Source organism: Aneurinibacillus sp. Ricciae_BoGa-3 (assembly GCF_028421645.1).
Classification (GTDB): Bacteria; Bacillota; Bacilli; order Aneurinibacillales; family Aneurinibacillaceae; genus Aneurinibacillus_B.
This window is the reverse complement of the sequence record NZ_CP116888.1, coordinates 173,139-190,905: the sequence shown is the minus strand read 5'-3', so window position 1 is coordinate 190,905 and position 17,767 is coordinate 173,139. Positions and strand designations below refer to the sequence as shown.

The window sequence follows — 17,767 nt, the reverse complement described above, 5'->3', positions numbered from 1 at the left end:
ATTTAAGAAATGGTAATTTCTTAAATCAAACTTCCTGTTTGGATTCTTAACCAGTGAAAAGTCTTTCCTTTGAAACATCTGAACTGGAAAATGTAACAACTGAAAAATGTGTTTCCGTCTTTTTTGTTCTGTCTTATCTTATATACGGAACAAGTTGGAAACATTCAGAAGAGCCAGCCTGTCAATAGGTTGGCTCTTTCACTATTTCCTAACAAAAACAATTACTGTGTTTAGTCCTTTTAAATTCACGCTTTACCTATTTTTGTTAGACAACGGGAGTTCCTAAACGTATATCTTCCTGGTAATCGGCTCGAATAAGCGATAAATACTCCTTCAGCAAAGGTTCTGCTTTCTTAATTTCCTCTTCAGTAAAATCCAGTTTATAGTCCAGGTTTTCTCCTCTTTGCTGGTCATAAAAGAGAAGAGTAGCTTCAAACAATCGAGCAAATACTTCCGTAGGTTGTAGTAGATACTCCTCGTATTTGGCAACTTTTTTGCACTTCACTTTGGATTTACTGCGGTTTGATTTCCATTCTGCTCGTTTCTTTATCTCGGTTATTGTAGTTTCTTCATAAAGAAGCGATAAGATGTCATTCATTTTATCAATGGCTTTGGTTCGGTCAACCCGTGGACAACCGTATGAGTTCGTATATCGATAAATGCCTTCTTGCCCCGCATCAAAAAGTAAATGCCCGTATTCATGATAAGTAGAATCTCGATTGGCATGGTAGTGTGGGTTCAAGGAGATGGCTAATGGTTTTGCTCCATATTTACCCTTTGCAGTTTTGTATTTTGAGAAAAAAATTTCTCGAATAGCGAAAAATTCAGTCATGGTGAATATTTTGTTGATATTTTTAAGGCAAAACATCAAATCCGAAAAGACCCTTGCTTTTTGTTCATCCTTGACCTGTCCGTTTAATTTAATATCCATCACATTGAATTCTCTAAAGGACTGGATTTGGGCTTGAAGTGGAGTAGGTTTCACATTGCGTTTTTTGGGAAACCAGTCCAACAGAAAGGTGTTTCCTTCGTTTCGGTCATCCTCAAAAATAATGGTTGATTGCCTTGGATGGAGTGAACAAAAGAAATCTTGGTCATATCCAAAGTCAATCGTCACTTTACCATTCTGACACATATGTACATTGAATAGACGGGTGGTACATTCTGTTCCAATGACTTTATCTTCATAGTTCATGTAGAGAAAGTATGTTGTATTAGGATACTGTTTAACCTTGGAATAGAGAGCTTTAAATGCTTCTTTTAATGTAGCGTAATGTTTTTCCTTCATATAAAAGTAATCATTATCTCTTACTACACGAAACCAATGAACTTTCCCAACTACTTCTCCATCCTGTACATTTCCCTTAACATCGAAATGTATTTCCTTCTTTCTAAGAGATAGGACTAACGTATTCATTCAATATTTCCTCCTGGATTACATACATAAACTATATATTAAAACAATAAATATGTAAATTATATTTTACTTAATTGATACACTTTATTTATTTACATTGACACTATGAAAAACAAAAATGTAATTATTGACTATAAACAATATAAATTGTATCATAAAAAGGATGATACATAGGAATGTAAGTGGGCGTTTCCTCACTATAATATAGCAATTAAAAAAACAGGGGTTATGTTCATAACGGAAGAAGGAGGAGAGACCGTGGAAAAAGCAAAAACCACCATAGAAAAAGCAAAAGAAATGAATGATATTCTTCACATAGGCAGTGATTTTGTTGTATTGGATATAGAAACCACAGCCCTTTCACCAGATAAGGGCGGAATGATTATTGAGATAGGGGCAGTCAAAATACAAGATGGAAAAATCATTGACACATACAGCCAACTCATTAATCCTGAACGGAAGATTTATCCCAAGACTACCGAAATAACAGGAATCACCAATGAAATGGTTGCGGGCAAGCCTGTGTACGGACAAGTATTACCAGAGTTTTATCGGTTTTTAAGGAATGCTATTGTAGTCGCTCATAATGCTACATTCGATTGGGATAGATATTTCATGTTCTTCTTCCCTAAAGTGGGTATTTATCCTACGAATAAAGTGGTGGATACTCTGCCACTTTCTAAACTTTATTTTCCCGACAAGTCTGGACACAAATTGAATGAAATGTGTGAGGAATTAGGCGTCCAATTAACTAATCATCACAGGGCCTTAGATGATGCAATGGCAACAGCCGAAATGCTCCTTATTTATAAGAACAAGTATGCCACGCAGTTGTTTAATCCGTCATTTGCGGAAAATCAGCATGAACAGGTTGATTTGTTTAATTATGCGTTACAAATGGAGGTGGAAGAATCTCAGACCCCATCGGTTGACATTTATGCAGACTTGGAGCAGGCAGATTCAAATGTAGAAGAGGAGCCGAAAGAGGAGCAAGAAATTCAGTATCGAGTAAAACGAGTGAAGTATTGGGAGAAAATCGTTTCCAACAAAGCCGTTCGCAGACTTTATGTGACCTTATCTGTAGGCACAGCCTACTTTGATGTTCACACAAGAACCTGGTACAACAAAGATGTGAAGCAGAACATTAACTTTGATGCATTATGTGAAACCGTTCTTCGCTTCTTAAAACTTCAAACCATAGATGATTTATGCAGTTTCAGAAACTAATGAAAAGGGAAAGAAAATAGGCATTCCTCATAATTGTAACGAGTTCTCTTTTGAGGTGCAAAACGTAAAAAAACAGATTAAATAACACACGAAAAAGCATGGCAATTCACGAACGAATTAGCCATGTTTTTGCATTTTCTAAAAATCTTTTGTATATCATATAGTAGTTTCTATGTAACAGGCGTTCTTTTGAACTTAACGAACAGGAAGGAGATAGATAATAAAAGGAGAAAGCAAAAAGTGTGAAACGAATGGGCAAAAACGTTTTTGATAAATTTCACGAAATAGAAAAGGATGATGAAAATGTATGATAAAGGCTCTCTTGCAAACGATTATCAAGAAAGAGGTTGGTTTGCAAATATGACATCGAAGCAGATTAACGATGAAATATTGAAATTGGAACAGGAGACATTAAGAGTTGATAAGAGAACATACAATGGCAAAATGACTCGTACTTTTAACAACGCAAAAATTGCAATAGCCAAAATTATTCTCAAAGCACAATGCGAATAAAACGATAATTTTGTAGTGCGTCATTCAACCAAGATAAGTATATAAAAATACAAAGGTAGATTACCCTTTGTATTTTTTTCTTTTTATTCGTTTATTCACTGTCCACGATTAGCAAATAGAGAAAATTTATTCGCCAGTGTTTATTTGCTTTGCGAATTACCATGCGATTTGGTATGTTAATTTGCTATAAACGTTGGTATACCAACAAAAAACAGGATGCTAAAACATTGCGATTTAGCATCCCATTTATCATGCGATTTATAGTGTTTGCACCTCAAAAGAGAACCCGTTATCGTAATTGAGAATGCCTTTTTTATTGGTTTTAGTTACACGTTAGTTCGTTTGCTTTGATTCCATATAACAATTCCAACAGGTAACCCCTGCTAAATTTTCTATTCTCGAACTATCTTCGGTTAAAGGTCTCCCGCATTTCACACATGTTTCGAAATTCTTTTCCATTGGAATAACGGTTTGATTCGAAAGCTCATTTAGTTCGTATACTTTACCCCGATGTTCCCATACATAGTCGTATGTAATCTCGACATCAGCCATTGTGGTAAAACGTGTAGCATGCGGTGCAAGCGGTTGGTCAAATCGTCCCATCAGAGCAGAAAATTGAAGCGAACCGTTATAGGTTTCAATATCCTTAATGGTTTCAGGTTGAACGCCATACTCAATTAAAAGTTGAAGACCAATTTCCCACGCTTCTTTATTATTCGCAATATCAAATTCAGGAATAACAAACGACACGGTTTGCTTTCCGTCTGGAATACCTTCATGCCACTCCAATGTAGCCAATACTTTTACTTGCATATTTTATCACTCCTCATATTTTAATCTTTAATACAATTGTAGTCTATTTATAATAATATGTAAAATATTATTTACAAGTTTGTTAAGATAAACGTTGTTGCTTAAAGCTATTCGCCAATGTGCAATTTATTAAATCTTTATATTTATTAAAAAGGATTATTTTGGTAAGGTAAGAGCATAAATTCTCCTCAATTCGTCATATAAAAATTGGAATGACTGTGAGAGAAAATCGTTTAAAGGGAGAGAGTAAATTGAGTAAGTTTTTTTTGATTGTGTTCGTACTCATCGTTCTATTACTGTTCTACGGTGGCTTTTTATTTTTCAAATACAGATATAAAAATCCACAGCGACCCATTTACGTTTGGGGTGCTATCTTGTTACTGCCTCTTTTTATTTTAATTCTATTAGTAAGAATCGTTAGTGAAAGGCTAATGGACAATGGATTAATTACGATGATTCTCATTGTGATATCCTTATTTCAACTTCTGCCTTACATCTCAAAATCTGTGAAGAAAAATTCATCTGAGGAAAATTCATCAACTGACCAATGTAAAAATAAGGATGAAGAAGTTACACTTTTTCTAAAAATTTTAAATTCTGCAGAAAAGATTCAAGACTCCACAGTATTCAAAGGAGTGTTGACATTTGTTATGTGTGTAGTTGTTGTCTTTTTTGTGGCTGATGCTTATTTTTTGTCCGATATGATAACCAACAGTATGAAACAATCGAACGTAACCCCTATCCCCGTATATAAATTACCATTTTGGATTGGATTTTTTGCCATCACAGAAAATCTAATCATTATATTGGGGGCGTTAGTCACTACTGTACCATCTATCATGTATTTCTTACAAAAATATAAAACACTACAAGAGCAAGAGAGGTAAGCGAAAGCTTTCCTTGTTTTTCTCCAATCACGGATGGGAGTCTCACAGAATAAATAAAAGGAAGCTCTCTGGCTTCCTTTTATTAGTTCATACTTAAAAATTTGTCATCCATTATTACTTTACTTTCTTGCTCGGATATTTTCAGAACAAAGCCTTCATCAATTGAAACCACTTTGCCGTTTAAAATTGCCCCAATCAATGACTGATGGTATTCATATATAGCTCTTGTCACCGTCGCAGAAAAGACTTCATATGATTCCAGTTTTAAAGGTACTTGGATTTCTGATGGTCTAAATTGATATTCATAACTTCGTTGAAATGCCTCTGGTTTTTGCTTGCCAGCCTCTACGAGTTCATACCTGTCAACAAACGTGATAAAGATGGATAGAGCAGGCATTTGAAGCGATAAACGGTTCTTTTGGATGACCAAATCAAAAAAGAGTACAGGACTTTCAATATAATCAAGTTCGGTTATGTGAGAACCTTTATAATCCTGTAGTGTTTGATTCGGATTGAATGAACAATAACACGATTCATCAATACGGCAAGGAAAAGGTTCCATTAACTGCATAAGAAAAGGTCTTCCTTCATTCATAAAACGAGAAATATAATGGTCTGCCAAAGATGACGTTCCCACGATTGATACCGTCCTTATTTTTATTAAATGGCAATTTTTGATAGTTCTTTTAACTGCTCTTTCGTCCGCTCAATTTCCTGTTTTCGTTCCTCTTCGTTAAAGCAGATTCCATTAGAGGTGAGCATGCACAAAGCACCAGCCACAATAATATCTTTATCCAGTTCATCCAGGTCTTGTTGTTTTACCTGTGAAGCCAGCATGGTTTCTAATGGAACAAAGGTGGTGAGGGATTCCCGTACATCCTGCTTTGTATTCGGAATGAAATAAGCCGTTTCAAAAAATTCACGGTTCATCACAATTTGGCTTTCAAGAGGTTGAAGGGTTGAAGGGGTGGATTGAATAGCTGTAAAGTACGCTTTGAATTCGTCCATTACACCTTCAAATGGGCGGTGCGTAAGTAACAATTGGCGTTTTACTCCTTCAAAAGATACTTCTTTCATAACATCTATTAACATCATCGCTGTGTTCCTTCTTTCAAAATATTTGATTAGGCATGATTTAGCCCGATAAATTGCTTATGGTATTCTGTAAATGTATTATAGCATATAGTCAATAAAATGGAAAGAATTAATTAACTAACCCATTATTTTACCGTTTCTTATGAATTGAATGGACGTGCATATAATGAATAAACACATGAATTAGGTGAAACACACATTCTCGTGTTTCAAATACAAACAAAAGGAGAGGCAAACATGTTACTTAAGGTGGGAACCATCTTACTAAGCTATTTGTTGGTTAAGTTATGTTTTGTACTTATCAACGAAAGCGAAGGGATAAAGTTCAGAATTCCTAAGTTAGCTCAACGTGTTTCTTTTGGAGCAGTTGCTTGCCTGACACAAGTTGCGTTCTTTTGAGGGGGAGAACTACTTGTAACAGGAGATAAGAGGGTGTTTTTTGCATCCCTCTTATTTTTTTTGCCTACGCATACATAAAAAATGACCAAACACATTTACAAACGCAGTTAATCATTCTAAAATATTGTTTATAGTCAATAAAGATGGAAAGGGGGTGAAAAAGTGGAATTTAAGATTCCTAAAAAAATCTTGGCAAAACAGATAGGGATGAACTTAAAGGCGATTCCAACGAAAACTGAACAACCTATCTTGAAAAATCTGCTCGTCGAAGCCAAAGCAGACGGTGTCACCCTAACTTCAACGGACGGTGTACTTTCTGTGATTTCTAACTGTTCGGCTTCCGTTATACAACAAGGAAGCGTGTGTGTGGAAGGTAAACTGTTAGATGCGATTTTGAAAAAAATCAAAAAAGATATCGAGATTACTTTGAGGACAGAGAATGATGAATTGGTGCTTGAAATAGAAGCATCAAAAATGACCATTAAAACAGCAAATGCAGACGAATATCCGCAACTTGAATCGTTTGCGTCTACCACGTCGTTTGAAATAGATGGGGTAAGCCTTATTGAAAGCATTAAGCAAACATCGGGTTCGACGATTAAAAACGAAAGTCGTCCGATTCTTTCAGGAATCTTATTTAAAGTGGAAGGAAATTATCTGACATTAGTCTCCACAGATGGATACCGCATGTCTCTTAAAATTTGTAAGGTAACAGAAGTGACAGGTGAAAAAGAAGTCGTTGTTCCTGTAGATTCGCTGGTTGAAGTTGGGCGAATTCTAGCGTCATATAAGAATGCAACAGTTCACATTTCTTTCTCTGATAAAGGACTATTATTCATTGTTGATGGTGTTAGGATACAAACGACATTGTTAACGGGTGAATTCATCCAATACAAAAAAATATTTGGGATGAAGGCTGTAACAAAAGCGATTATCGATAAAAACGCACTTTTGAATATTTTGGAGCGTGCAACGGTATTTATTCCAAAAAGTAAGTTGGCATTGGTTTCTTTGAAAATTGAAGATGATGTGGTTGATGTACAGATTGCTACGGAATCAGGAAATATCGAGGAGACCATCGAAGCAAATATGACAGGGGAACCCTTATCCATCACGTTTAATTTGAGCTATTTACTTTTAGCCTTAACCGTAATGGCTGGTGAGCGGGTGTCCTTTGGATTTATCAATAACATGAGTCCATGTATTTTGGAAGCGGTGGGCAACAAAGCCTATAAACATATGGTGTTGCCAGTTCGTCCTTCTATCTAAAAAAAATGAGGTGAATCACATGTTTAATTATCAATTACACAAAGCAGACCAAATTCCCGTTATCTTAACCCATCAACGTAAATTTAGCCAAAAAGATTACATGAATATGTTTGATGAATGCGTAGAGGAATATAAAAGCCAGGGGAATACCAAGTTTAACATCCTTTCTGTAGCAAAATTGATGCAAGAGAAATTTGGGTTTGGCTGTAGCGGAATGGCATTAACCATATCTGTAACCTCTTCTTATCCCGCTTTATTTCGAGAAGAGAAAGATGAACCGATAATCAAAGATAATGTCATCGTGTCGGAAATGAATCGGCAATATTGGAAAAAGGAAGAAAACCGTTCAAGGAGGTCGTTATGAATTTTTTTGATGTGTTACAGTTAATGGGGGGGATTATTCTATCCGTTGGTAACATTCCACAGATTGTTAAAATTTTAAAAACAAAATCAGTGGGTGATTTTCATTTAAGTACGTATTGTCTGTTCCTATTTGGTATGGGACTAATGGAGGTTTACGGTATTTATTTGGTGATACATCATGCAGGCATGGCTTTTCTTCTGACCAACTCGTTGTCGTTAGTCATAGATGTCATCATGCTGACCCTGCTTATGGTGTATCGGACACAAAAGTAAAAAAAAGAGGGCGGTACTTTGATAAAAGTAATCCAGCCCTCTTTTTAGTCTACTAATTCAGACTTGCTATAAGTCCTTTAAAATTCTCTCTTCTCTTTTTCGTCATGTCATCAAAAGCCCTCTGCAGTTCCGTTTGTTCTTTTCCATTCAAACCTGATTTGGCAATTTGAAAGAAATGATTGAGCATTTTATCGTCTTCTTTACTCATGCGCTCAATCTGTTCTTTGATGTCAGTGGGAGCGGAAGTAGCACTTACCTGTTCGATTCCTTCTCTTACGATGTCTTGAATCATCTGTGTTTGATTCTGTTGATTTTGTTCCATCGTTGAAACTAGCCGTTCTAGATTGGTTGCAATGCGTGGCATCGTTTCCGAAAAAAATGTTCGTATCAATTCAGTGTTGTGAGACTTTCTCATGTTCATTTCTCCTTTTGAACTGTTTAATCTAAACACCTGTTTAATCTGTTCTGTATATCTTATTCGGTTCTTTTCCAACTAATAAATGAATATAAACAATAAATATAAATATATTGACTTTAGTCTAATATAGTGTTATGATAGAACCATCAAAAAGGAATACATGAGAAGAAAATGTATAGGATATAAAACTACCTTGGGGATATAGCTCAGTGGATAGAGCATCAACCTTCTAAGTCGAGTGTCGCAGGTTCGAATCCTGCTATCCCCGCCATGCGGCTGTAGTTTAATGGTAAAACCTCTGCCTTCCAAGCAGATGACGTGGGTTCGATTCCCATCAGCCGCTCCAATACCACTATTCACGGCAGTGGAGGTGAGTTTTATTCATTTTTCAACCTCAATTCCAGCTTATTATTACCCGATAATCCTCTTTCCATTGATATGGTTAATCACTGGATTTTGGATGGTTCCGAAATTCATAAACAAAAAAAGAAACCCCCAAATGGACATTTCAATAATAAAAAAACAGTTTCCATATTTTGACGAGAAGCAATTTAAAGAACATGTGGAGATTGTGTTTGCTAAAGTAGGAGATGCTTTTCTGACAGGAAAGTTTAGCTTATTTTTAGAAGGAAAATTGTCTAAAGGGTATCAGAGATATCTGGAAGCAAAAAATTATCGTATTCTTGTCTACGGCAATCAAAAATTTGTTGATGCAGATATTATAGATTACACCTACCAGAATGGTCTTTCCTATATGCTGGTTCGTGTTCATCGTGAAACTGACAGAGAGACGGATAGCCTATTTGGGACAGATACGACACCAGATTTGTTTAGTAACGACGAATTTTTAAGCTATGATTACTTACAGTTTGTATTTGAGGATAATGATTGGAAATTGTCTCATTACTCAACGACTAAACCATTTTCGTTTCCTCAATTGCATAAATAATACTTAGGAATGCCCACTAAAGGTTGAGCAAGTAAGGGAGTGGGACAAGGATAAGGAAACCTTTCCTGGAGTGGAGAGAGCGTGTAGCGATTATCGCGTTGTACACATAGACTTAATCCTTCGGCTATCTGAGGGTTGGTAGTCGAGAATCATCCTCGTTGAACTGTTGAACGTTTGGAGACGAGACGCTTCAAGAGGAGTAAAAACAGAGGTGTACCCCATGTCGAAGCACTGGATGGGCATGGCAGAGTCTGAGGGATTTTCAGAGAAGACTTGGGGAGGGAGAGTGCCTGTAATTTAACTCTGCTTGCAGGAACTTAAAGCTACGAAGGTTGGGTCGTAGGAAAATTTGGATTAGGTAAGCCTGATTTCCTGCCAGGAAACAGGTTTAGGGATAATGTTGCAGAGGGAGTGAGGAGGGTCGTGAGTGACCCGCCCCACGCAGATAGGTTATGGCAGTAATCTATCGAGACCTTTGTAACGACCTCAATTGGTGGGGATTGAGTACAATATTTACCTGTTACGACAGGTAATGTTGTCGGTTTTAGTGTACAATTACGAATGTAATTATGAGTGCTGTATTAATTGGCTTTCTTTTGTTTCTCGTTCAACTTGCAGAACGAATTCAGTCGAAAAGTCAGCTTGTTGTTCTACGAGTGGATTCTTTATACGTTATACGTATAAAATCCTCTCCAAACGACATATCTTTCGTATTTTCATTAACTTGTTTATCGTACGTTTCAACCACTTTTTCCTTTGCCGAGAATTAGAAGTGGTTTGAACATTTATTGCTGAAACGGTTTCTGTTCCATCAGATGCCGTTTCTTTTTTTGCCTCTGTATCTACAAGTTTGTCATGAACAACAGTTTCTTTTTGTTCTTGTTCACATACTTCATGCTGTTTAACAAATTAGACTATAAAATATTTGATATTCACTATTGACTAAAATAAAAAATATTGATATGATGTAAACAACCAATCAGAGTTCTCTCTGACGAGGGTAGGTCGGTGGAGCGATAAACCCTCTCCGCTTATTCTGGAGTAGCTCAACGGTGGAGCACCTGGCTGTTAACCAGGGGGCTGTCGGTTCGAATCCGACCTCCAGAGCCATTTAAACATAAAAAGGATGATTAGACACATAGGCTGAATGCCCGTTTACAAGCACTTCTCGGACGAGTATCCAACGAATACAAAGATTTAGCACAGTATGTACAACATACTCAAAAATGGTGTAACCAATAACAACGAGGGGATGGGATAATAACCATCCTCTTTTATATTGAAAGGGTAAAAATGGAACGGACGAGAGGAAGAGAAAATTACCATCGTTCCATTAAATGTGCTATTTTTGATAAGTAGAAAGGATGATAAAAGTGATTAAACAAGTGATTGTCATGCGAAATGATTTGAATATGAGAAAAGGAAAGATGGTAGCACAGGGTGCGCACGCCGCTTTAAAAGTATTTCTCGATAGAGTAAAAACAGATAAAAATTTCATGGACATGTTCGAGACATTTTGCCGTGAAAAGGGATACCCTGTGTTAGAAGAACAAACATATCCAATCTCCCTTACATTAGACATGCTTGATTGGATGGATGATAAATTCACGAAGATATGTGTACGTGCTAATTCGGAGGAGGAATTGGTTTCAATTTATCACCAAGCAAAAGATGCGAATTTACCCGTAGCCTTAATTACGGATTCTGGTCAAACCGAATTTCATGGTGTACGGACAAAGACATGCCTAGCGATAGGTCCCGCTGATGCGGATGCCATTGATAGCATAACAGGAAACCTTACCTTACTCTAATGAAATGAAATAGTCACTAGACGCTGGAAAAACCCAGATTTCTATTGTACCTACAAGAGATAGAAGGCACGACATTGGATTCGTGCTTTTTTCATTGAAAAGAAATATATAGACTATAGACTAAAAACAGTATATAATGGACTATTATACATGGTGTGCGTAATCGTTTTACTTAAAATAGACGTTACATAAAGCCACTAAACATTTGTGGAGGAACAAATTAAATGCAAACAGTAAACATAGAAGAATTATTCGACAGAGTCATGCATCAACCGATTCACCGTTATATCAAGGCTTTTGAGGAAAGAAAAGCACTAAGAATTCAAAGGGCTGAATCATCCAACGCTAAACAAGTTTTGGTGGATATCGAGGAACGCAATTTTACGTTCTATAAAAGCATTCTGGAAACCCTTTTGATTGACCGAAATGAAAATAGAGCGATGCGATTGTTAGCAAATCTCAATGGAAACGCCCAAGAGCATTTTTTTAACACACTGAAACAACACAATAGAAGACGAAGAATTAAATATTGACTATAGTCTAAAATAATGATAAGATAAGCATATAGAACAGATTAGCCATCTGTTTTTCGTTGTTATTTGTGTGTACCACATGTAAACAACTACCCTTTTACCCCTTAGTGGTAACTTCTCCCCCCTATTTTTAAAGAGAGTATGTGTACTCCCCTTCACATACTCTCTTTTGTCTGTCTGGATGATAAATAACTGCCTTTAACATAGATGTAATGGATAAACGTTTTAGAAATAAAGATGGAGGATATAAAAATGGTCATTTTAAAAGTATTTGATAAGCGAGTATTTATACATAGTTGTATTTACCAGGATAACAGGTATCAATTAAAGGCATTCCCTCATTCCCTAATGAATAATACTTTGTTGCGTGACGTTATATGTAATGGGGTGCTTAATCTCAATGCTTTGTATAAAAATTTTATTGACGACAATTATGAATTTCATCAAGAGGTATCCCACCATCAAGTAAACGAATGGTTGGATGAAAATGGAATACTTCATCTCGAAATAACGACTCTCGATTCGCATGTGGTGCGGATTGCTAGGCATAGTTTACAGTTAAAACCGATAACCACCCATGCCAAGAGAAAATTAAACGTAAGGAGGGAGTTATGTGGTCGAGTACAAGCTGTTTGAAATCTTTACCGAAAGGTTTGACGAAACGGTCAGTCTAATAAAAAAAGGAGTACACCGATGCCTTGTTTTTTGCTGACGATTCCTTTGTAGCCATTCCTTATGATTATTCTATTAAAGGATATAGGGATGTATTAGAGAGGATGTACCCCTTCAACGTGCGTCAATTTATATTGACTTCACGCAATGCAAGAAATCTAATCGAACACTATGGAAAGCAAAAATATTGTATATCCCTCTCATTTGAAACAGAACTCTCATTAGAGTTAATGCAAACGATTAATGGGTATCTTCATCGTATTTTCACAGAAAGCATAGAACCCCTTCGTTTATCGGACATAACCCATCTAATTGGGCTACTGCAAAGCCTTTATTATGAGGATGAAGTGGATATTGATTCTCTCTGTTTTGAAGGAGAAGGAACAACTTTCGTCATTTTCCAGAATGGTAGAGTAGAAGTATCTTCTGGTGAACAAGAAAGATGTTTAAAAGAATTGGTTTTAGCTTGTTAACACAAAGGGGGTAAGGATTCTGGAGGTTCCTGCTCCTTTTTTTGTGGTTCCGATTCTTTAACGCATCGGCGTTGAATGAGAGAGGTTTTAAGGAAGACATGACTTTTCAAAAAAAGATTTTCACTATCTTAAAGAAGCCTTTTTCCCAACATAAAAAGCACTGTTTTTTCTGCAATATATAGGTTTATGTTTTCCGAAAGTTATAAGAAGGGTAAACCCCTTGATACGCTTGCGTTGAGAGACGTTTTTCGCAAAATAAATCAAAGGGTTATTGAGTAGAATATAAAAGTTTTCAGAAACAAGGGAAAAGCTTTTTACTTATTAAAGGGAGTGTTTATAGATGGCAAAGGATAGCTGGATTATAACAAAAGAACAGTTAGAAGAGTGGAAAGACAATGTCGAAAAAGGCGACCATGAACGGGTATATGGGGAAATTGAAGATATCCTGAATCAAATGGAGTAACTTAAATTAGGAGGAAAATGAACATGAATTATTGCAGAGTTTGCGGCAGGGTGGTTATCTCGATAAATGGATACGAGGAAGACATTTGCTACGATTGTCTGAATCGAGGCTTTGATTCGGATGATTCCGATGGCCTCGCAGAAGATGATGAATAGATATCGGTACGCTGAGAAAATTTCTTTCATAAAATTATGATTGAAATGAAGTTACAAGTTTATAAAAGAAAAGCCACAGGTTAAAAAAACTTTGTGGCTTTTTATTTTTAATAAATATTTTTGGAATAAAATGCCGATAATAGGGTTTATAAAGAAAAATAATGAGGTAAAAACAGGGGTGTTTTAGATATTTGGCTATGGTACGATAAAAAGAATCCAAAATTACCACAAAAGAAAGGATAAACATTATGTTGATTGATTTTTTATCGAAACAGGACTTCCCTATTCACCAATTCTGTAATGAACTAGATAAATGGGAGCTTCTATTTCTCAATTTTTTGATTTCTCACAAAAGCGAAGAAGAAGTAGACTTGATATGTGACCATCCAGAAATTCTAAAAGATTTCAATAAAATGTCTCAAAAATACATAGGAGCCAAGTTACGAAAACTATCAAAAGAAGAAGTAATGGACAAATTTACCCGCCAATTTGAAGAAACGCAATTAACACCTTTGATATACGTCAATGCTTACCGATTTTCTTTTGACCCCGATGCCGTTGTTTTCAGTACTAAAATTCTAGCTATCCAGCGATTTGTTGAAATGTTATTTCATAAGAATATCACCACCTTAATGGATTCTTATCATGCAGGAGACTTAGAAGATGAGGTTTCACCCGATGAATTTTTAGAAAAATATTGTATGAAAGATAAGCCGATTTTAAATACATTGGGTCTCATTGCGTTGACCGCTAAAATGGATAAGCTCTTGTTTGATGTAAAGGGCAAAGGTGGACTGTCCAAGATAGGTCAAGAATTAAGATTTAGCATTTTTGTTAAGCTATTTCAGAAATTTAATGAAATCAAAGAGTTAGATACCCAACATTATAAGATACTGAGCAAACAACAAGCGATAACCATTGAAAAATTAGAATCCCAAATGAAACGTAAAGAAGATGTTTATACCAAACAAAAAGAAAGCCAGCGTAAACTGACGAATGAAGTAAAGGAATTGAATAAAAAGGTTGCAGATTTAGAAAACAAAACCGAAGATATTGCAGATAAAGAAATGGTGAATCGGCTCTATGCAGACATCCAAAAGAAAGACCAACAAATCGAAAAATTAACATCCGACTTAACTCATTTAAAAGAAAAGCCAATGACGATGTATACAACCATGATTGAAAATCTCAATCTGCAGGTGGCAACGTTAAAATCAGAGTTGAGGGATAAAACGGGGGAGATTCGTGATTGTAAAAAACGAATCCAGGAACTCCAAGATAGAACAGTAGAAAATATGCTTCAAGAGTTTTTAGATACGAATGGTTTCACAGAATCCTTATCTAACATTCTTACACCTTTTGTAAAACCGAAAGAGGCAATTTCCGAAAACAATGAGCTACACACAGATAGCATCAAGCCAACACCAAAAATCGGTTATTGTATGATTGAAAATAATACACATTACATCGTGTTTCCTAATCAAAGTCGAATAGAAATCAAAGACCTCTCTGCTTCAACTTATATTGGGGAATGGCAATTCGTGAAAGTGGATGAAGAAGGACATTTCAGGTGGGCATATGTAAGTAAGTTTGAAGAACATGAACGGGATTATTCGATTCACGAGTTTGCTATGGTATCCATTCAGGGAGCGGATGTGTTTATAGAAAAAGCAAACGGGAGTTTAGTGAAACTAGAAAACATCCCTTCCTCCATCCAATTAAGAGACAAACAAATTGTGGCGGTTGACGCAAAAAATCAATTTATTCGATTTTATCGCCCGTTACACTTTAATGCTGACCATTATTTAAAATCCATTAAATCCAGAGGGCAAAGCGTGTATTATGTCCTAAAGGTATTTCCGAATGGTGTACTGGTACGAGATATTGAGACAGGTGAAGAACTTTTTAAAATGGTAAAGGATTCTCAAGAAGAGTTGAAAGAACAACAAATTCTTTGTCTTCATGAAGATGAAGTCATCAGCGTATATAACATTCCGAAGTTTTATACCTTATCCTCCTATTATCAAAATGGGGAGTTCGGTGTCGTACAAATAAAAAATGAAACACCATACTTGCAAAAGCTCTCAGGTGAAGTCGTTATTTTAAAAGACCTACCCTATGCTGTTGAATCAGGACAAATCATTAAAATCGATGAATTTAACAATTATTTGTTTACGAAAAAAGATGAAGCAACACCAGAAAGTAAACGTAAAACGGTAGGTTCCAATAGTTCTTCTGTTGTAAAAAAATCAAATGCGTATGAAAAAATTGACGTTACGAAAGAAGTACTCATTATTGGAAATATCACCTATGAAAATTCCTATAAGATGGCTTTCCTAAAGAAGGGATGTCGAGCAAATGTTATTGATGGGTATCTTTCGTGGGGGAAAATTAAAAGTGCTTTAAAGGAAAAAGATGCCGTGTTGGTGGTGACGGAATTTGTTTCCCACGACAATATGTGGCGAATCAAAGAGGAACCGTTAGATGTACCTGTCATTTATTCTGAGTTTGAAGGGGCTAATCGTCTTTTAGAACAATTTGAATCCACGGTAAGCGAAGATACGCAAGTCATTTGAAATCAATCGGGAGCCTTCGGGCTTCCTTTTTTTATTCGGACAGATAGTGTTGAAAAACGCTATTAACCTTGTTCGAATCCAACTATAATGGTAAAAATTGAACAGATATAGAATAGGAGGGAAGTAAAAAGTGCAGATACCCGATTATGTTTTTTTTAACCTGGAAGAAAACAAGACAAAAACAGAAATTAATACGGAGATGAAACTGGTTGCCTTTAGAACCAATCCAGAATTACAATTGCTTTCTACGTTTGAATATGAACTGGATAATAAAGTGAATGCATCACTTGTCGGGATGCTGACCGAATTTGAAGCATGGGTTGGGTCACCCTATACGTGCAAATTTATAACCTTTGAGATGGTGGAGATGCAAAGACTGACAGAGCTATCCAAAGAAGTTAACTACAAATCGAAAACAAAAGACTTCTATAAAATTATGAACTACCAATATTGGAATATCAAAAATGAAATGAGTTACCGTATGGGTGTTGGCGATAATCTTTCGCTTGAGGACTTTTTGGACATCTATGGATTAAGCTTTGTTGGCAATGGTACGTCTGCAAAACAACGGTGTTTTAATACCCTCAATTTGGTTCAACATTTTAAATTTGATGTCAAACGCAATAAGGATGTATTTGTCAAAATTAAACATCCAAAAGAAAAAGAGCAACCAAAGAGAGAAATTCCTCGTTTAACCATAAGAAAAGCGAATACAAACGGAGAGGCAATACTGGTTAAAAAAATGGCAGAAGGATGGCATATTTCGATAGAATGTAAGTCCAAAGGAAAAGGTTATGGATTAACGTTTGAAGGAGTTGCTTATCCAACCGATGTTTCGGAAGATGAACGGGTAAATCAAATACGAGTGGGCGAAGCGAAATCTCTTGAACAACTGATGATTCGTTTGTTTGACACAGAGGACGACGACTCGATACAAAAAGAAAAAGCATCTGTGTCTATCTAAACACCAGGTGCTTTTTTTTGTTTAACGAAAGTAGTGCCATAGAAATCTACTGATTAGGATGATAATCGCCCATAATGGGAAGCTGAATAAGATTCCCCATATCATTCCCCTAAAAAATTTGAACTCGTCATTTCCTGTATAATGTCGTTCTTGCATACGAATGCCTCCTCTTTTAACTTTACTTGTTACTATTGTTGGCTTTTTTAGGAATTCCAACCCATAAAATGTGTCGAACAACGTTTGAGCGAGACGAGATGAAGAGAAAACGTCAAAATCAAAGAGGTAAAGTTATAGGATTCGGTGAGCGGTATATAATCTAGCATGAGAGCAACAAGTAGCACGATTCAAATCAAGGTAAATATCTATTTACACTGAAAAGGAGAGTGGCATGAATGAAAGAATTAGAGAAGTTGATACAAAGCAACACTGATTCATCATTTGCTTCATGTTCTTACACCATCTAAATCATTTCTATTCATCTGCTCGTAATACGCCCC

General features: G+C 36.1%; 20 protein-coding genes and 3 tRNA genes. 18 read left to right on the top strand and 5 right to left on the bottom strand.

The window, feature by feature from the left end:
• Positions 1–265: 265 nt before the first annotated feature.
• Positions 266–1,417, bottom strand: a complete 1,152-nt coding sequence (locus tag PP175_RS26495; protein WP_272444110.1) for a hypothetical protein — start codon at positions 1,415–1,417, stop codon at positions 266–268.
• A gap of 258 nt (positions 1,418–1,675) precedes the next feature.
• Here PP175_RS26495 and PP175_RS26490 point away from each other — a divergent pair, with 258 nt between their 5' ends.
• Together PP175_RS26490 and PP175_RS26485 are read left to right on the top strand one after the other, a co-directional pair.
• A complete protein-coding gene (locus tag PP175_RS26490; protein WP_272444109.1) occupies positions 1,676–2,644 on the top strand; it encodes a 3'-5' exonuclease in 969 nt (322 codons plus the stop codon).
• 303 nt (positions 2,645–2,947) lie between these two features.
• Entirely contained in the window at positions 2,948–3,157 is a 210-nt protein-coding gene (locus PP175_RS26485) for a hypothetical protein (RefSeq protein ID WP_272444108.1), read from the top strand.
• Between the two features lie 333 nt (positions 3,158–3,490).
• Here PP175_RS26485 and PP175_RS26480 read toward each other — a convergent pair whose 3' ends face one another.
• The gene (locus PP175_RS26480; RefSeq protein WP_272444107.1) at positions 3,491–3,970 is read right to left on the bottom strand and encodes a hypothetical protein; all 480 of its coding nucleotides are present in this window, start codon (positions 3,968–3,970) and stop codon (positions 3,491–3,493) included.
• A gap of 251 nt (positions 3,971–4,221) precedes the next feature.
• Between PP175_RS26480 and PP175_RS26475 the strand changes: the two genes are divergently transcribed.
• On the top strand, positions 4,222–4,857 hold the full coding sequence (locus tag PP175_RS26475; protein WP_272444106.1) for a hypothetical protein: 636 nt from the start codon (positions 4,222–4,224) through the stop codon (positions 4,855–4,857).
• A gap of 82 nt (positions 4,858–4,939) precedes the next feature.
• Here PP175_RS26475 and PP175_RS26470 read toward each other — a convergent pair whose 3' ends face one another.
• Positions 4,940–5,494, bottom strand: a complete 555-nt coding sequence (locus PP175_RS26470) for a hypothetical protein (protein ID WP_272444105.1) — start codon at positions 5,492–5,494, stop codon at positions 4,940–4,942.
• Positions 5,495–5,517: 23 nt separating this feature from the next.
• Positions 5,518–5,952: a hypothetical protein gene (locus tag PP175_RS26465; protein ID WP_272444104.1), complete on the bottom strand. Its 435-nt coding sequence runs from the start codon at positions 5,950–5,952 to the stop codon at positions 5,518–5,520.
• 561 nt (positions 5,953–6,513) lie between these two features.
• Between PP175_RS26465 and dnaN the strand changes: the two genes are divergently transcribed.
• From dnaN to PP175_RS26450, 3 genes are read left to right on the top strand one after another with little or no spacing between them, the layout of a single operon-like run.
• Positions 6,514–7,620 carry a DNA polymerase III subunit beta gene (dnaN, locus tag PP175_RS26460; protein ID WP_272444103.1) on the top strand — a complete coding sequence of 369 codons (1,107 nt, stop codon included), beginning with the start codon at positions 6,514–6,516 and terminating at the stop codon, positions 7,618–7,620.
• 19 nt (positions 7,621–7,639) lie between these two features.
• Positions 7,640–7,984 (top strand): hypothetical protein, encoded by a 345-nt coding sequence (locus tag PP175_RS26455; protein ID WP_272444102.1) that lies wholly within the window; start codon positions 7,640–7,642, stop codon positions 7,982–7,984.
• Positions 7,981–8,256 (top strand): PQ-loop domain-containing transporter, encoded by a 276-nt coding sequence (locus tag PP175_RS26450; protein ID WP_272444101.1) that lies wholly within the window; start codon positions 7,981–7,983, stop codon positions 8,254–8,256. Before PP175_RS26455 ends, PP175_RS26450 begins: the two co-directional genes overlap by 4 nt.
• A 52-nt stretch (positions 8,257–8,308) precedes the next feature.
• On the opposite strand, the gene PP175_RS26445 is transcribed toward PP175_RS26450, so the two are convergent.
• On the bottom strand, positions 8,309–8,671 hold the full coding sequence (locus PP175_RS26445; RefSeq protein WP_272444100.1) for a hypothetical protein: 363 nt from the start codon (positions 8,669–8,671) through the stop codon (positions 8,309–8,311).
• A 198-nt stretch (positions 8,672–8,869) separates the two neighbouring features.
• Between PP175_RS26445 and PP175_RS26440 the strand changes: the two genes are divergently transcribed.
• The 12 genes from PP175_RS26440 to PP175_RS26385 all read left to right on the top strand — a co-directional run bounded on the left by PP175_RS26440 (position 8,870) and on the right by PP175_RS26385 (position 17,270).
• Positions 8,870–8,945, top strand: a tRNA-Arg gene (locus PP175_RS26440).
• Position 8,946: 1 nt separating this feature from the next.
• Positions 8,947–9,020: transfer RNA gene (locus PP175_RS26435), tRNA-Gly, on the top strand.
• A gap of 153 nt (positions 9,021–9,173) precedes the next feature.
• Positions 9,174–9,623, top strand: coding sequence for a hypothetical protein (locus PP175_RS26430; RefSeq protein ID WP_272444099.1), 450 nt, complete (start codon positions 9,174–9,176; stop codon positions 9,621–9,623).
• Positions 9,624–10,658: 1,035 nt separating this feature from the next.
• Positions 10,659–10,733 (top strand) — tRNA-Asn (locus PP175_RS26425).
• A 263-nt stretch (positions 10,734–10,996) separates the two neighbouring features.
• Entirely contained in the window at positions 10,997–11,434 is a 438-nt protein-coding gene (pth2, locus tag PP175_RS26420) for an aminoacyl-tRNA hydrolase (protein WP_442870502.1), read from the top strand.
• A 224-nt stretch (positions 11,435–11,658) separates the two neighbouring features.
• Complete coding sequence (locus PP175_RS26415; RefSeq protein WP_272444097.1) at positions 11,659–11,967, top strand: hypothetical protein; 309 nt, start codon at positions 11,659–11,661, stop codon at positions 11,965–11,967.
• 252 nt (positions 11,968–12,219) lie between these two features.
• Positions 12,220–12,603: a hypothetical protein gene (locus PP175_RS26410; protein ID WP_272444096.1), complete on the top strand. Its 384-nt coding sequence runs from the start codon at positions 12,220–12,222 to the stop codon at positions 12,601–12,603.
• A 62-nt stretch (positions 12,604–12,665) separates the two neighbouring features.
• A complete protein-coding gene (locus PP175_RS26405; RefSeq protein WP_272444095.1) occupies positions 12,666–13,112 on the top strand; it encodes a hypothetical protein in 447 nt (148 codons plus the stop codon).
• Positions 13,113–13,452: 340 nt separating this feature from the next.
• A complete protein-coding gene (locus PP175_RS26400; protein WP_272444094.1) occupies positions 13,453–13,575 on the top strand; it encodes a hypothetical protein in 123 nt (40 codons plus the stop codon).
• 23 nt (positions 13,576–13,598) lie between these two features.
• The gene (locus PP175_RS26395) at positions 13,599–13,730 is read left to right on the top strand and encodes a hypothetical protein (protein WP_272444093.1); all 132 of its coding nucleotides are present in this window, start codon (positions 13,599–13,601) and stop codon (positions 13,728–13,730) included.
• A 248-nt stretch (positions 13,731–13,978) separates the two neighbouring features.
• Positions 13,979–16,306, top strand: coding sequence for a DUF2325 domain-containing protein (locus PP175_RS26390; RefSeq protein ID WP_272444092.1), 2,328 nt, complete (start codon positions 13,979–13,981; stop codon positions 16,304–16,306).
• Positions 16,307–16,436: 130 nt separating this feature from the next.
• Positions 16,437–17,270, top strand: a complete 834-nt coding sequence (locus PP175_RS26385) for a 3'-5' exonuclease family protein (RefSeq protein ID WP_272444091.1) — start codon at positions 16,437–16,439, stop codon at positions 17,268–17,270.
• Positions 17,271–17,767: the final 497 nt, after the last annotated feature.

Coding starts and splice junctions, on each gene's coding strand:
- PP175_RS26495 (WP_272444110.1), bottom strand. CDS start 1,417: ATGAATACGTTAGTCCTATCTCTTAGAAAGAAGGAAATACATTTCGAT.
- PP175_RS26485 (WP_272444108.1), top strand. CDS start 2,948: ATGTATGATAAAGGCTCTCTTGCAAACGATTATCAAGAAAGAGGTTGG.
- PP175_RS26480 (WP_272444107.1), bottom strand. CDS start 3,970: ATGCAAGTAAAAGTATTGGCTACATTGGAGTGGCATGAAGGTATTCCA.
- PP175_RS26465 (WP_272444104.1), bottom strand. CDS start 5,952: ATGATGTTAATAGATGTTATGAAAGAAGTATCTTTTGAAGGAGTAAAA.
- PP175_RS26455 (WP_272444102.1), top strand. CDS start 7,640: ATGTTTAATTATCAATTACACAAAGCAGACCAAATTCCCGTTATCTTA.
- PP175_RS26450 (WP_272444101.1), top strand. CDS start 7,981: ATGAATTTTTTTGATGTGTTACAGTTAATGGGGGGGATTATTCTATCC.
- PP175_RS26445 (WP_272444100.1), bottom strand. CDS start 8,671: ATGAGAAAGTCTCACAACACTGAATTGATACGAACATTTTTTTCGGAA.
- PP175_RS26430 (WP_272444099.1), top strand. CDS start 9,174: ATGGACATTTCAATAATAAAAAAACAGTTTCCATATTTTGACGAGAAG.
- PP175_RS26415 (WP_272444097.1), top strand. CDS start 11,659: ATGCAAACAGTAAACATAGAAGAATTATTCGACAGAGTCATGCATCAA.
- PP175_RS26410 (WP_272444096.1), top strand. CDS start 12,220: ATGGTCATTTTAAAAGTATTTGATAAGCGAGTATTTATACATAGTTGT.
- PP175_RS26400 (WP_272444094.1), top strand. CDS start 13,453: ATGGCAAAGGATAGCTGGATTATAACAAAAGAACAGTTAGAAGAGTGG.
- PP175_RS26395 (WP_272444093.1), top strand. CDS start 13,599: ATGAATTATTGCAGAGTTTGCGGCAGGGTGGTTATCTCGATAAATGGA.
- PP175_RS26390 (WP_272444092.1), top strand. CDS start 13,979: ATGTTGATTGATTTTTTATCGAAACAGGACTTCCCTATTCACCAATTC.